Origin of the sequence: Paludibacterium yongneupense DSM 18731, assembly GCF_000422925.1 — a bacterium.
Taxonomy (GTDB): Bacteria; Pseudomonadota; Gammaproteobacteria; order Burkholderiales; family Chromobacteriaceae; genus Paludibacterium; species Paludibacterium yongneupense.
This window is the reverse complement of sequence record NZ_AUGZ01000039.1, coordinates 17307-30865: the sequence shown is the minus strand read 5'-3', so window position 1 is coordinate 30865 and position 13559 is coordinate 17307. Positions and strand designations below refer to the sequence as shown.

Genomic DNA, 13559 nt, shown 5'->3' with positions numbered 1-13559 from the left:
GGCCGACGCCTGAACACCCGAAGGAGGACGGGAGGCCGGCTCGTCGTCGGGCCACGGACAATCGCCCCCCACGAACGAGACGCCACCCCCGTCCATAGCCCCTGAACGCCCGCGGACCCGGCGTTGCTGTCCCCCTTTGCCAGGAAAAAACCGACAGATATCACTTGCGATGAAATGAAACAAATTGCGAAGATATCGTGTTATTTGCAGAAGATACGCCGCCTACGCTTCCGTACCCTGTGCTTAATGCGTACAGGGAGAGCAACATGATCGAGTGGCAAGAAGCAATTTCGCAACTGACCGGCATCCCCACTGCCTTCGACGAAGACGGGCTGGACAGCATTGTCGATGCAACGAGCGGCCTTCAAATCGGATTCCACTGCCGCGAGGGCGAGTTGACGCTCTATACGCAAGTCGGCGTGCTGCACGATGACGGCAGGGCCATGCAGCTGCTCGCCGCCAACAGTTTCTGGAGCCAAACCGGCGGCGCAACCTTGTCCGTGTTCGACGAGCGGCGCATCGTTCTGTCGCTTCGACTATACGATAAGTGCCAGCCTGCGCTGGCTACGCACTACAACCGTTTCATCGCTGCCGCACGGCGCTGGCAGACCGAGCTCGATGCACCATCCGATCCGAAAGCGCACTACCCGGGAGCGATGGCATGACCGAAATTGCCCATGCCCAGGCTGGCGCATGCTTTCTTGCCAGTCGTCCCGTTGCCGCGTCACGAGCGACGTCCGCGGCCGTATTGTCCCCGGATCTGCGGCCTCCGGCAGCGCCGACCCATGAATCGGCGCCTTGCTCATTCACTCCCAATCTCATGGCACGCATGACTACGCAACAGCGTGAGCAATGGAGCAAAATCCCGGCACCCAGTCGCGCCGTGCTTGAAAACAGTGCGGCGACAAGGCGGCGCGACGGTCCCCTCACCGATTCCGAATTCAAGAGCCTGCTCAGTAGCGCAGGCACGTTGGCACGCTTCCATGGCCGCACATCGGCTCAAGGACGCGAGCGGATTGCCGCCGCGGCGCTGCGCGTCGAAATGAGCCCGACCGATCTGGCGCTCATCGAGAAATCGCTGACTCTGCTCGGCACGGAATTCGAGAAGCGGCCGGAAATGGCCGAGGTGAGAAAAGCCATTGCCGCCTGGCGCGCGGCATCCACTCCAGACACGATCGCCACCACCTGCCTGGCCATGGAATGCTTGATCAAAGCCATGCCGGAAGGACATCGCCGCGATGCGATGGCGCGTCTGGCCCTGCAGATCCGGAGCGCCGGCGCCTCAGCCCTGAAAGAACAGTTCAAGCAGCAATTGCACGCGCAACTGGCCGCCTCGCATGTCAGTGGCGGGATGCGCCAATTTGCCGTAGGGGTGGAAATCGGGCCCGCAGCCGGACTGTTCGGGCTGGAATTGGGCTCCGCCACACTGAGGCTTGGCTATGAATTTTCCGTATCGGTATCGGATAGCGAGAGACTGCTGGTGACGCACAAGGCGGGAGCCGAACTGAAGCTGGGCGCGAAAGCCGGCATTGCAGGAATGTCGCCGTTGGCTGGCAGCGCGACGGCCGCCGCAGGCGTCAAAGCGGCGAAGGTGTTTCCCTCGGTAGAAAACTGCGTGAATTACTACGCCGACTCCTTGCTCGCCATTCTTGCCGGCGAGCCGGGTGGGTTGATGTCGTCGATGCGAGGCGCCTGGCAGAGTCACAAGGCCGATGTCCTCGAGCAGTACGCCCGAACACAGGGGCATCGCCTGCAACATGATCTGCAACTGCTTGGTGTGCTGCAAGAAGGCGAGACGCTGGCCCTGGCATCGAAGACACAGGCTCCGCCACAGACCGTGCGCAGCTTCGAACTGTCGGCTGGCGTTGCCGGACGTCTGGGGGCGAGCAAGCAGGCGGCGCTGGCCGGGTCGCTGACGCTGGCGCGTACCCTGAATGTGACCTGCAAATATGTTCCCTTGCTGGATACCTTGCGCCAGGAGCCGGCTTTGCTGCACGAAAGACGCCGGGCCGGCTTCAGCATCGCCCTGCGCGATCCCTCGGACAGTCGCGCGCAGTGGCGGAGTTACCCGGGCGAGCAGGGACTCGTCTGGGCAGGACAGAAGAAAGAAGAACTCGCCGCAGCGCGGGCAGAAAGCCGGGATGGAGACGCGCCGGGCTATTTCCGTGCGAACGAAAAAGTCGATACCGTGCGTTTGCAATTGCAGGAGGCCCTGTTTTCGCTGTTTTGCGAATATCAAAACTATTGTGCGGTGCTGAACCGCTACGACGGCCTGGAAGCCGAGCCGCATGCGGCTCCTGAACACCTCGCGGCGGACGTCCTTGGCCGCTCCGCGACGCAGTCCGACCTGCAGCGTGTCAAGCATGGACTCGAAGCCCATCGCGGCGCGCATGGCCGGGGCCAATACCTGCAAGCCGTAATCGCAGCCCACGTCCTGCTTTGCGATCTCTATCAGTCGAGCTTTGGAGCCGACCAGCCCTCGCACTGTGTCGACCCCGCCTTCGATGCGCTGCTGCAGCAGATCGAAAGCGAGTATCGCCAACCGTCATTGAGCTTGAGTCAGGAGCAGGTGCGCAAATACCTGTCGCTACCGTCGATGACCTGTGGTTACGACACCCGGCTTTCGGCCAACCTCAAGCTGGAGCTGGGGCTGGCAGGGGGACTGGCGCCTTCGCTCGAGGCGGAAGTGCGGCATCGCCACGTCGTGCACAATGCGAATCCCGATTCCGATGGCGAGTTCATCGAAATCGGTTTGCGTGGGCAGACGGTCCTGTCGCCGGCCGTATTCGCTGCATTGCAAAGCAGGCTTGCGCGCAGCCTGGGCGAGGCCGGGCAGGGAGGTGTCGACATCGGGCTCGCCGACCTGGCGGGCGAGTTAAAGCTTGAGAGCGGCATGGCGCTGGAGTTGAGCCTGGGCAAAGGCGAGGATGGAACCTACCGCCTGCGGTATGCCCGTGCCATCGAGACCGCGGCGGCGGGGGGGCGCGTCTCGGCTACGTCGCATGGCGTGAAAATGGGGGTCGGTGCAGGCATGCGGGTGACCACGGTGCATAAGGAGTGGCTGGGCAGCGATACCCTCGCTTACGTCAAGCTCAAATACAACGGGACGAAGTCGGCCAAACAGCCGCAGCAATGGCAGCGCTTTGTCGCAACGCATGAAGACGCCTTGTGCCGGCTGCTGGCGGGCATCGGTGATAAAGCACGGCCAGTTCACGCCGAAGCCGTTGCAATGATGGAAAGATTGGACGAAGTGCGCGAAGCGCCAGAGCTGGAAAAACAGGCGTACTCCTCGCCCCAGGCCCGACATGCGGCCATGAAGCGGGAACTGTGGCAAGCGTGCGAACGCCTGCGTGCCAATCCGCTGGATGCTCAGTGCCGTCAATCGGCGTTGACCATGCTGGAGAGCGTTCTTGAAGCCCAGTACGAGGTGTTCAAGCAGGATAGCGCAGCGCGGTTCCACTATTAGTCGGATATCCTGTGCCCCCCGCAAGCGAAAAACGCCCGTGCCTGCTGACGCAGACACGGGCGTTTCATGCCGCGGCCGATTTCAGACCAGGCGTTCGATTTGGGCGCCGACGGCGTTGAGCTTTCTCTCGATGTGCTCGTAGCCGCGGTCAAGGTGATAGATGCGGTCGACATAGGTCTCTTCCTCCGCGACCAGCCCGGCGATGACCAGACTTGCCGAGGCCCGCAAATCGGTAGCCATCACTGTGGCACCCGACAGTTTTTCCACACCCTTGATGAACGCGGTATTGCCCTCGACTTCGATGCGGGCACCCATGCGATTGAGCTCGGGCACATGCATGAAGCGGTTTTCGAAGATGGTCTCGGTAACCACGGCAGCGCCTTCGGCGATGCTGTTGAGCGTCATGAACTGCGCCTGCATGTCGGTCGGGAAGGCCGGGTAAGGCAGGGTACGGACATTGACCGCCTTCGGACGGTGCTTCATGTCGAGCGAAATCCAGTCGTCGCCGGCCTCGATCAGCGCACCTGTTTCGGCCAGTTTGTCGAGTATCGATTCCATGGTCTTGGGCGCCGCATTGCGCAGAACGACGTGGCCGCGCGTCATGGCGCCGGCCACGAGAAAGGTTCCGGCCTCGATGCGGTCGGGCATGATCGCATGTTCGGCGCCATGGAGCCGCTCGACCCCTTCAATGATCAGCCGGTCGCTGCCGATGCCGGTGATGTTGGCGCCCATCTTGTTAAGGCACAGGGCCAGGTCGGTGACTTCCGGTTCGCGAGCCGCGTTTTCCAGCACGGTGGTGCCCTTGGCCAGGACTGCAGCCATCAACAGGTTTTCGGTGCCGGTGACGGTGACCATATCCATGACGATGGTTGCACCGCGCAAGCGGCTGGTACGTGCTTTGACGTAGCCATGGTCGATGGTGACTTCGGCCCCCATCGCAACCAGCCCCTTGATATGCTGGTCGACCGGACGGCTACCGATAGCGCACCCGCCTGGCAGCGAGACAGTGGCTTCGCCGAAGCGTGCGAGCGTCGGGCCGAGCACCAGGATGGAGGCGCGCATGGTTTTGACCAGGTCGTAGGGAGCGACCAGATTGTCGATGCCGGAAGCCGTGATTTCGACTTCCTGTACATTGTCGGTCATGACGCGTGCGCCCATGCCCTGCAGCAACTTCTGCGTCGTCGCCACGTCGCGCAACATCGGGACATTGCTCAACTTGAGCGTATCGGCGGTCAACAGGCCGGCGCAGAGAATGGGAAGGGCGGCATTCTTGGCCCCGGAAACACGGATTTCGCCGTTGAGCGGCCCATTGCCGCGGATGAGAAGTTTTTCCATTGCTGATCAGCCCTGTTGTTTTTCCCATTCGTCAGGGGTCATGGCCTTGACGATGGAGAGCGCGTGAATTTCGTTGTTCAAAAGGCGAGCCTTGATGGCTTCCTTTACCATGCGGTGGCGGTCCACCAGGCGCTTACCCTCGAAGTCGGGCGAGACGACTTTGGCATAGAAATGCTGCCCGTCTCCCTCTACTTCGATGTGCGAGCACTGCATGCCGGCGGAGATGTAATTTTCGACCTGTTCAGCGGTAACCATCGTTAATCCCGAGAAAGCATCCTAATGACGCAGCTTGTAGCCGTTCTTGATCAGCCACAACGCGAGCGAAGACAACAGTAAAAAGCTTGCAGCGACTACGGCGCAGGCGAGTGCGGGGTGGACGTCCGCCTGGCCGAAGAAACCGTAGCGAAATCCATCGATCATATAGAACACCGGGTTGAGGTGGGACGCCTCGCGCCAGAACGGCGGCAAGCCGTTGATCGAATAGAACACGCCGGACAGGAAAGTCAGCGGCATGATCAAGAAATTCTGGAAGGCGGCCAACTGGTCGAATTTTTCGGCCCAGATTCCGGCGATGACGCCGAGGGCGCCCAGTACGCCGCTTCCAAGGAACGCGAACGTCAACATCCACAGGGGATGGGCCGGTAGCGGGAGCCCAAAACCGGCCGTGACCAGCAGGACGCCTGCGCCAACCGCCAGACCGCGCACGATGGAGGCAATCAGGTAAGCACCGAAAAACTCGGTGGCGGTCAGCGGCGGCAGCAGCAGGAAAACGATGTTGCCGGTGATCTTGGACTGGATCAGGCTGGAAGAACTGTTGGCGAACGCATTTTGCGCCATCGACATCATCGCGAGTCCGGGAATCAGGAAGGCGGTGTAGCTGACACCGGGGTAGACCTGGCCATGGCTGTTCATGACATGCGCGAAGATCAACTGATACATCAACGCGGTGAGCACCGGTGCGGCCACCGTCTGGAAGGATACCTTCCAGAAACGAACCAGCTCTTTTTTCAGCAACGTCAGAAAGCCCTGCATCAAACCGTTACCCCATTCATCATTTTGACAAACACGCTTTCCAGGTCGGTCTCTATCACGTTCAGTTCTCTGACCGTTATATTGCGGTGTCTTAGTATGCTTAACACGTTTTCCAACTGACCAAGATCCTGCAATTGCAGGATATGCCGTCCCTCTTCCTGCCTTAGCCGCAGTGCTTCCAGCTCTGCCGGCAACGCGGCCGACAGTTTGAGCGCGACTTCCCGGCGCGCGCTGTGCGCAAGCAGTTTGTCCATATTGTCGAGAGCGATCAGGCGGCCGTTCTTGAGCATGGCGATGCGGCTGCACAGGGTCTCGGCTTCTTCCAGATAGTGTGTCGTCAGAATGATGGTGTGGCCGGCGGCATTGAGTTCACGCACGAATTCCCACAGGCTCTGTCGCAGCTCGACATCGACACCTGCGGTCGGCTCGTCGAGTACGATGACGGGCGGTCGGTGTACCAGGGCCTGCGCAACCATGACCCGTCGTTTCATGCCGCCGGACAGGGCCCGCATATTGGCGTCGGCCTTGTCGGCCAGGCCCAGCTTGTGCAGCAACTCGTCAATCCAGACGTCGTTTCTGGGAAGGCCGAAATAGCCGGATTGGAAACGTAGCGTTTCCCGGACCGTCAGAAAAGGGTCGAATACGAGCTCCTGCGGTACCACGCCGAGGCTGCGTCGCGCCTCTCTGAATTGGGTGACCACATCGTTACCCATGATGCGAACGCTACCGCTGTCCGCGCGGGTCAGACCCGCCATCGTCGTGATCAGGGTTGTTTTTCCGGCGCCGTTGGGGCCCAGCAGAGCGAAAAATTCGCCTTGTTCCACATTGAAGCTGATGGCATCGAGTGCCTGGAGTTGGCCGAAACGCTTGCTGACCGCCTGAATCGAAATGGCACTGGGCATGGTGGCCGGGGTGTTTAGAGAAAAGCGGCAATTATACCGGGAAACCGCCCCGCCTGTCAGCTGCATTTCTGTAAGCGAACGTATGAAAAACCTAGAGAAAATAAGGGTTTATTGCCGCCTGTTGCGCCATCCAGGCGGGCGCGGGCGCAGCGCGGGCCGAATGACGGGCGCACGGCCTGATAAAAATTCTTGATATTTATTTGCGCGACATGTATCTATCAATAACAGTTAAATCAGTTTATTGAAAGCGTTACATGTCTTCGTTCATTTACCGTGTGCTGCTCTCAAGCCTTGCCGCTGCCTGCACGTGTGCACTGAGCGCCTGCGGCAACAGTGAAGCCCCTCCACCTTCTCCCCCTGTGGCGGCCAGTGTGATCCAGATCGAGCCGCGGACCGTCACTATTCCGGCATCCTATCCCGGGCTGACTGCGGGGTCGCTTCAGGTCGACGTCAGGGCGCGGGTCGGGGGCATCCTGTTGCAGAGGACATATACCGAAGGGCGTGCGGTCAAGGCCGGTGCGAGTCTGTTTCTGATCGACCCCGCACCCTATCGTGCTGCTCTGGACAAGGCACGCGGTACACTGGCTGTCCAACTGGCCAGTTTCGCGCGGGCGCGGGCGGACTTCGAGCGGGTGCGGCCTCTGTTTCAGAAGAATGCGGTCAGCCGCAAGGATCTGGATGATGCGACGACGTCTTTTGCCGCCGCCGCCGCCTCGGTTGTGGCGGCACGGGCGGATCTGGAACAGGCCCGAATCAACCTGGCATATACCCGCGTCACCGCGCCGATCTCCGGGCTGACCAGCATGGAGATCCCATCCGTCGGCAGCCTGGTGAGCCCGTCGGGCGATGGCAGTAAATTGACGACGATCTTCCGAATAGACCCGCTATACGTGAATTTTTCATTTACCGACCGCGAGTTGCAGAAACTGAAGCGCGGGATCGGGGCAGGTAAGGTGCTGTTGCGGCGGGACAAGCTGCAGGTACGGATTCGGCTGGGCGACGGCAGCGAGTATCCGCGGGTGGGGAAAGTCGATTTCACCGATAACGGGGTCGATGCGTCGACCGGGACGATACGGGCGCGCGCCGTATTTCCCAACCCGGATGCCGCCATGATGCCGGGGCAGTTCGTCAGGGTCAGTATCATGGGGATCGAGCGAGTCAACGCGGTGCTTGTGCCTGCCCGGGCGGTACTGACTACGCAGCAGGGCAAGCAGGTCTGGGTGCTCGACAATCACAACCGTGCCCGTTTGTGTGACATCGATGGCAGCGATGAGGTGGGGGACGATCTGGTGGTTGAGCACGGACTGGGTAAAGGCGATCGGGTCATTATCGATGCCCTTTCCAGGCTGCATCCTGGAGATGAAGTCAAACCCGATTTCGTATCCCTGCCGCCGCTATCCGGCAGTCCGGGTCGAGTCTGACGGAGGCGGCGGCATGTTCTCTGAAATTTTCATCAAACGCCCGGTATTGGCCACGGTCCTTTCTCTTGTCATCCTGTTGGCAGGCCTGGTCGCCCTGCAGGCCCTTCCGGTCGAACAGTACCCCCCCATCGTACCGCCGCAGGTAGCGGTGACCGCGTATTACGACGGCGCGTCGGCCGATGTCATTGCGCAGTCCGTCGCGGCGCCGCTCGAACAGAGCATCAACGGTGTGGACAATATGCTCTACATCCAGTCGTCCAGCGCCAGCAACGGCCAATTGACCCTGACGGTCACCTTTGCCATTGGTACTGATCCCGACCAGGCCGCGATCAATGTCAACAACAAGGTCCAGTCTGTTCTGAGCCTGCTGCCCCAGCCCGTGCGCAAGATTGGCGTCTCGGTGCAGAAAAAATCGACGGCCATCCTGCAGATGGTGACCTTGTTTTCACCCTCCCAGCGCTACGACGCGCTGTTCATCAGCAATTACGCCCTGGTCAATGTCCTTGATGAACTCAAGCGCATTCCCGGCGTAGGTGACGCCGGTATCTTCGGGGCCAAGGACTATTCGATGCGGCTGTGGCTGCGACCTGACAAAATGGCGCAATACAGACTGGTCACCGGCGATATTGCGCAGGCGGTCAACGAGCAGAACTCGCAATATGCAGCCGGCAAGGTCGGTGCCGAACCCAGCACCCGCCACCTCGATTTTACCTATACCGTCACTACGCAGGGGCGGCTGCTGACGAGACAAGCCTTCGAGGACATCATCCTGCGTTCCAATCCGGATGGATCGGTGATCCACGTCAAGGATGTGGCACGCGTCGAGCTGGGTGCCAGGGATTACAATTTCAGCGCCAGATTCGATGGACAGGCGGCCGTGCCCCTTGCGATCTACCTGTCGCCCGGTGCCAACCAGCTGGAAGTGGCGCAGCAGGTGCAAGCCACCATGGTCAGGCTCGCGCGCTCCTTTCCCGATGGCTTGCAGTACCGCATTCCTTACGATACGACGACCTTTGTCCGGGTATCGATCAGGGAGGTGATCAAAACGCTGGGCGAGGCGATCGTGCTGGTGTTTCTGGTCGTCTACCTGTTTCTGCAGAACTGGCGCGCCACGCTGATCCCCTGCCTGGCAGTGCCGGTCTCCATCGTCGGCACGTTTGCCGCGATGTATCTATTTGGGTTTTCCATCAACACTCTCACCTTGTTCGGCATGGTGCTGGCGATCGGCATGGTGGTGGACGATGCCATCGTCGTTCTGGAAAACGTCGAACGCATCATGGAACAGGAGGCGCTGCCCCCGCTTGCCGCCACGATCAAGGCGATGCGCGAGGTGACGGGGCCCGTGGTCGCCATCGTGCTGGTGTTGTGCGCGGTTTTTATCCCGGTTGCCTTTCTCGGCGGGATCGCGGGACAGATGTATAAACAGTTCGCCATGACCATCGCCAGCTCGGTCGTGATCTCGGGGCTGGTGGCGCTGACGCTGACCCCGACCTTGTGCGTGCTCCTGCTCAGGCCGGGGCGTGCCATGCCAAATGCGCTTTTCCGTGCATTCAATCGCGGATTTGCCAGCCTGAGCACGCGCTATGTGCGTGCCGCGCTTTTTCTGATGTGGCGCCCGGTCCTGGCTTGCGGCCTCTTCGTCCTGATGCTGGCCGCCATCTTCGTTCTCGCACGCACGGTGCCGGGAAGCCTGGTCCCGAACGAGGATCAGGGCTATGTTCTGGCGGCAGCGCGGCTGCCGGATGGCGCTTCTCTGCAGCGTACGCAAGTCGTGGCCGATCAATTGGATGCCATCACGATGCGCAATCCAGCCGTACGCGATGTCGTGACGATGGCTGGCTACGATTTGCTGGGCAGTGCCTACAAAACCAATGCCGGGGTCAGCTTTGTCACGCTCAAGGATTGGGACATGCGCACGACGCCGCAAACCGGTGTCCGGGCAGTGCTGGTCGATATCTACCGCCGTGGACAGGCCGTGCGCGATGCCTTGATCCTGCCGTTCAACCCGCCACCGGTAACGGGGATGTCGAATACAGGGGGATTCGAAGCCTATATCCAGAGTCGTGCCGGTGCTTCGCCAGCGGAGCTGGAGGCGCAGGTGAGAAAACTGGTGGCAGCGGCCGGGAAAAGACCGGAACTGAGTGGCGTGCAGACGACGTACAGCGCGAACGTACCGCAAATCTATCTCGATCTCGATCGGGAAAAAACGCGCGCACTCGGTGTTTCCATCAGCAATGTATTCGATACGATGCAGAGCACATTCGGCGCTTTGTACGTGAACGATTTCAATCTGTACGGGCGGACCTTTCGCGTTCAACTGCAGTCCGACGCTGATTTTCGTTCTGCTCCCGACGATATCCGTAATGTGTATGTTCGTTCCCAGAATAACGCGATGATCCCTTTGGCAGCGCTGATCACGGTACGGCAGCGCACCGGCACCGAAACGCAAGACCGGTTCAATCTGTTCCCCGCTGCCAAGATCGTCGGCAGCCCCGCGCCTGGCCATAGCTCGGGTGAGGCGCTCGCCGCCCTGGAGGCGGCAGCCGGCCAGGTCTTGCCTGCCGATTTCACCCTGGCGTGGACTGGAACCGCATTTCAGGAGCGCTCGGTGCAAGGCACGTCGGGGCGGGTGTTCGGGTTCGGCTTGATCATGGTGTTTCTGATTCTGGCGGCGCAATACGAAGATTGGGCGCTGCCGTTTTCCGTGCTGCTGGCCGTTCCGTTCGCCGTGTTCGGCGCCTTCGTCGCCACCTGGCTTGGCCAGCTGGCCAACGATGTGTATTTTCAGGTCGCGCTGCTTACCCTGACCGGTCTGGCGGCCAAAAATGCCATTTTGATCGTCGAATTTGCCGTGCTCAAGCATGAGGAGGGAGGGAGCCTTGCCGAGGCGGCGCTCGCAGCCGCCCGGCTGCGGTTTCGGCCTATCGTGATGACTTCGCTGGCGTTTATTCTTGGGTGCGTGCCGCTGGCCATCACCCATGGCGCGGGCGCGGCCAGTCGGCACACCATTGGCGTGGCAGCGATCGGCGGCATGCTGGCGGCCACCATCGTGGCCATCCTGTTCATTCCCCTGTTCTTCCGTTTGATCGTGCGGGGAAAGGGCGATGCCGCAGACCGCCGGCAGGAGGTGGGGCATGATTAAACGGGGTCTGTCCTTGCTGCCCGTCCTGCTTGTGGCCGCATGTGCAGTGGGGCCCGATTACGTGCGCCCCGCGAGCGTCTTGCCGGCCGCCTGGAAAGCGACAGGAACTCCGGCAGTGCTCGAGGATGGCGCATGGTGGCGGACGTTCGATGATCCCGTCCTCGACCGCATGATTGCAACGGCGCTGGAATACAATCAGGATCTGGCCGCTGCCGCAGCCAGGGTGGACGAGGCGCAGGCTGCATTACATGGGGCGCGAGCCTCTCTGTTGCCCAGGGTCGATGCCGGCCTGTCCTACGACAAGGGCCGCAGCTCTGCATTCACCACCCGGCCTGGGGCAGCGCAAGTCACGCAGATCGATTCGGCCGGTGCCGCCTTGTCCTGGGAAATCGATCTCTGGGGAAAGCTCAGGCGTCGCCGCGAGTCGGCGCAGGCGAGTCTCGCTGCCAACCGTTATGCGTACGATGGTGCGCGCCTGTCACTCGCGGCTCGTGTCGGGCAGACCTATTTCCAGTTGCTCGCGCTGGATGCGCAAAGCACGGTGGCGGCCGCGACCTTGAGCAGTCGGCTGGAATCATTGACCTTGCGCGAAGCGCGTTTTCGCGGAGGGTTGACGTCTGCGCTGGACTGGCACCAGGCCAGAGCCCAGGCGGATGAGGCCAGGGTCGCGGTTTCTCTGCTGCGCCAGTCGATAGAGACGACCGAGCACGCGCTGGCTGTTCTGATCGGTGCCTCGCCACGAAGCATGATGCTGGAACCGTTGCGCGGCAAAGCCCTGATCGATCAAGACTTGCCGCTGGTCCTGCCATCCGGTCTTCCGTCCGAGTTGCTCGACCGCAGGCCGGACCTGGCGCAGGCGGAACAGCAACTGATCGCGGCCAATGCGCAGATAGGGGCTGCGCGTGCGGCGTTCTTCCCCAGCATCAGCCTGACGGGGGCGTTGGGCACACAGAGCACGGCACTGGCCAATCTGTTCACCGGGCCCGCGCGGACCTGGAGTTTCGGTGCCGACGTCCTGGCTCCGCTCATCGATTTCGGCGCGACGGCCAGCAATGTCGACGTGGTCGATGCGCGCCAGCGCCAGGCGCTGGCAGGATACCGGTATGCAGTACAAAACGCGTTTCGCGAGACGCTGGATGCGTTGACTGCCCAGCAGGCGATGGCAGAACGCGAGCTCGCACAACACGACAGGCTGCGCGCCGCGCAGGCTGCCTTGCAGCTATCCCGGCTTCGCTACGATAACGGGTATTCGGCTTATCTGGAAGTTCTCGATGCCGAGCGCGATGCTTTTCAGGCCGAACTGGATCTGGTGCAGGCAAGACTGGACAGACTGGATACGGCGATCAATCTGTTCAAGGCATTGGGCGGAGGATGGGAGCGGAAACCGGAACCGGCCGCCCGGCTCCCGCAGGCGATGCGGGAGAGGCGGCCTGGATGATCAATGAGCGGCGGAGGCGTCGCTGCGCGGCAAGACCGCCGCCGGCGCGGATGCTGCGGCCGGAGCCGATGCTGCGGCCGGGGGGACCTCGGCCGCGGGGGCCGACGCGGTGCCCATCAGTTCGTCGATGTTCATTTCTTCCTGCTGCAGTTCCGTCTGAGGGGCGCCTACCTGCTTGTTGCGAATTTGCAGATAGGCATCGCGCGTGTAGCTATAGGGGTCGAGTGCGGCTTCGTTCACGGTATCTTCCACGCCAAGCAGGCTTTCGCGCTTGCTGATCAGATTGACGCCGAGGGCAACGTTGGCCGTGGCCGAGTTTCCGTACAAAGGGCGATCCGATGCCAGGACGGTGGTGAGGCCCATGCCGGTGCCATCGCGTACCGTGCTCGGTCCGAGCAAGGGGATCACCAGATAGCTGCTGTTTTTCCAGCCCCAGGCGGCCAGGGTGTCGCCAAACGAGGTCTTATTGTTCTTGAGGCCCGCTGGCGTGGCGATATCGATCAGGCCGAAGATGCCGAAAGTGCTATTGATCGCGACGCGCATCAGGTCGTTGAGCGCTTTTTCCGGTTCAGCCTGCAGGATGTTGTTGCCGAGGCTGTAGACATCGCGGATGTTGTCGAAGAAATTGCCGACCGCACTGCGTACCGGTTGGGGCGTGATATAGCGATAGCCTTCCGCCAGGGGCTTGGCGACATTTCTGTCGGCGACATCGTTGAATCTGTAGATCGCCCGGTTCATAGGCTCCAGCGGGTCCTGCGGGGAATTCGGCACGGATGCGCATGCGCTGAGGGCAAGGGCCATAAACAGAACGACGAGTCGAAGA

General features: G+C 61.3%; 10 protein-coding genes. 5 read left to right on the top strand and 5 right to left on the bottom strand.

Features of this window, described 5'->3' with window-relative positions; genetic code table 11:
• The first annotated feature begins 266 nt into the window (after positions 1–266).
• Both G520_RS0113165 and G520_RS0113160 read left to right on the top strand, forming a co-directional pair.
• Complete coding sequence (locus G520_RS0113165) at positions 267–665, top strand: type III secretion system chaperone (RefSeq protein WP_028536074.1); 399 nt, start codon at positions 267–269, stop codon at positions 663–665.
• A gap of 164 nt (positions 666–829) precedes the next feature.
• Positions 830–3466 (top strand): hypothetical protein, encoded by a 2637-nt coding sequence (locus G520_RS0113160; RefSeq protein ID WP_156876943.1) that lies wholly within the window; start codon positions 830–832, stop codon positions 3464–3466.
• Between the two features lie 81 nt (positions 3467–3547).
• On the opposite strand, the gene murA is transcribed toward G520_RS0113160, so the two are convergent.
• From murA to G520_RS0113140, 4 genes are read right to left on the bottom strand one after another with little or no spacing between them, the layout of a single operon-like run.
• Positions 3548–4801, bottom strand: a complete 1254-nt coding sequence (gene murA, locus G520_RS0113155) for a UDP-N-acetylglucosamine 1-carboxyvinyltransferase (protein WP_028536072.1) — start codon at positions 4799–4801, stop codon at positions 3548–3550.
• A gap of 6 nt (positions 4802–4807) precedes the next feature.
• Entirely contained in the window at positions 4808–5056 is a 249-nt protein-coding gene (locus G520_RS0113150; RefSeq protein ID WP_028536071.1) for a BolA family protein, read from the bottom strand.
• 21 nt (positions 5057–5077) lie between these two features.
• Positions 5078–5833, bottom strand: coding sequence for an ABC transporter permease (locus G520_RS0113145; protein WP_028536070.1), 756 nt, complete (start codon positions 5831–5833; stop codon positions 5078–5080).
• Positions 5833–6735: an ABC transporter ATP-binding protein gene (locus tag G520_RS0113140; RefSeq protein ID WP_028536069.1), complete on the bottom strand. Its 903-nt coding sequence runs from the start codon at positions 6733–6735 to the stop codon at positions 5833–5835. The genes G520_RS0113145 and G520_RS0113140 overlap by 1 nt, the downstream gene beginning before the upstream one ends.
• Before the next feature lie 254 nt (positions 6736–6989).
• Between G520_RS0113140 and G520_RS0113135 the strand changes: the two genes are divergently transcribed.
• From G520_RS0113135 to G520_RS0113125, 3 genes are read left to right on the top strand one after another with little or no spacing between them, the layout of a single operon-like run.
• The gene (locus G520_RS0113135) at positions 6990–8156 is read left to right on the top strand and encodes an efflux RND transporter periplasmic adaptor subunit (protein WP_036666313.1); all 1167 of its coding nucleotides are present in this window, start codon (positions 6990–6992) and stop codon (positions 8154–8156) included.
• A 13-nt stretch (positions 8157–8169) separates the two neighbouring features.
• Entirely contained in the window at positions 8170–11298 is a 3129-nt protein-coding gene (locus G520_RS22760; RefSeq protein ID WP_051229385.1) for an efflux RND transporter permease subunit, read from the top strand.
• Positions 11291–12736, top strand: a complete 1446-nt coding sequence (locus G520_RS0113125) for an efflux transporter outer membrane subunit (protein WP_028536067.1) — start codon at positions 11291–11293, stop codon at positions 12734–12736. The genes G520_RS22760 and G520_RS0113125 overlap by 8 nt, the downstream gene beginning before the upstream one ends.
• Here G520_RS0113125 and G520_RS22755 read toward each other — a convergent pair whose 3' ends face one another.
• Positions 12737–13537, bottom strand: coding sequence for an MlaA family lipoprotein (locus tag G520_RS22755; RefSeq protein ID WP_282705163.1), 801 nt, complete (start codon positions 13535–13537; stop codon positions 12737–12739).
• Between the last annotated feature and the right edge of the window lie 22 nt (positions 13538–13559).

Excerpts from the sequence above, each read along its gene's own strand:
- G520_RS0113165 (WP_028536074.1), top strand. The coding sequence starts at position 267 with ATGATCGAGTGGCAAGAAGCAATTTCGCAACTGACCGGCATCCCCACT.
- G520_RS0113160 (WP_156876943.1), top strand. The coding sequence starts at position 830 with ATGACTACGCAACAGCGTGAGCAATGGAGCAAAATCCCGGCACCCAGT.
- murA (WP_028536072.1), bottom strand. The coding sequence starts at position 4,801 with ATGGAAAAACTTCTCATCCGCGGCAATGGGCCGCTCAACGGCGAAATC.
- G520_RS0113150 (WP_028536071.1), bottom strand. The coding sequence starts at position 5,056 with ATGGTTACCGCTGAACAGGTCGAAAATTACATCTCCGCCGGCATGCAG.
- G520_RS0113145 (WP_028536070.1), bottom strand. The coding sequence starts at position 5,833 with ATGCAGGGCTTTCTGACGTTGCTGAAAAAAGAGCTGGTTCGTTTCTGG.
- G520_RS0113140 (WP_028536069.1), bottom strand. The coding sequence starts at position 6,735 with ATGCCCAGTGCCATTTCGATTCAGGCGGTCAGCAAGCGTTTCGGCCAA.
- G520_RS0113135 (WP_036666313.1), top strand. The coding sequence starts at position 6,990 with ATGTCTTCGTTCATTTACCGTGTGCTGCTCTCAAGCCTTGCCGCTGCC.
- G520_RS22760 (WP_051229385.1), top strand. The coding sequence starts at position 8,170 with ATGTTCTCTGAAATTTTCATCAAACGCCCGGTATTGGCCACGGTCCTT.
- G520_RS0113125 (WP_028536067.1), top strand. The coding sequence starts at position 11,291 with ATGATTAAACGGGGTCTGTCCTTGCTGCCCGTCCTGCTTGTGGCCGCA.
- G520_RS22755 (WP_282705163.1), bottom strand. The coding sequence starts at position 13,537 with ATGGCCCTTGCCCTCAGCGCATGCGCATCCGTGCCGAATTCCCCGCAG.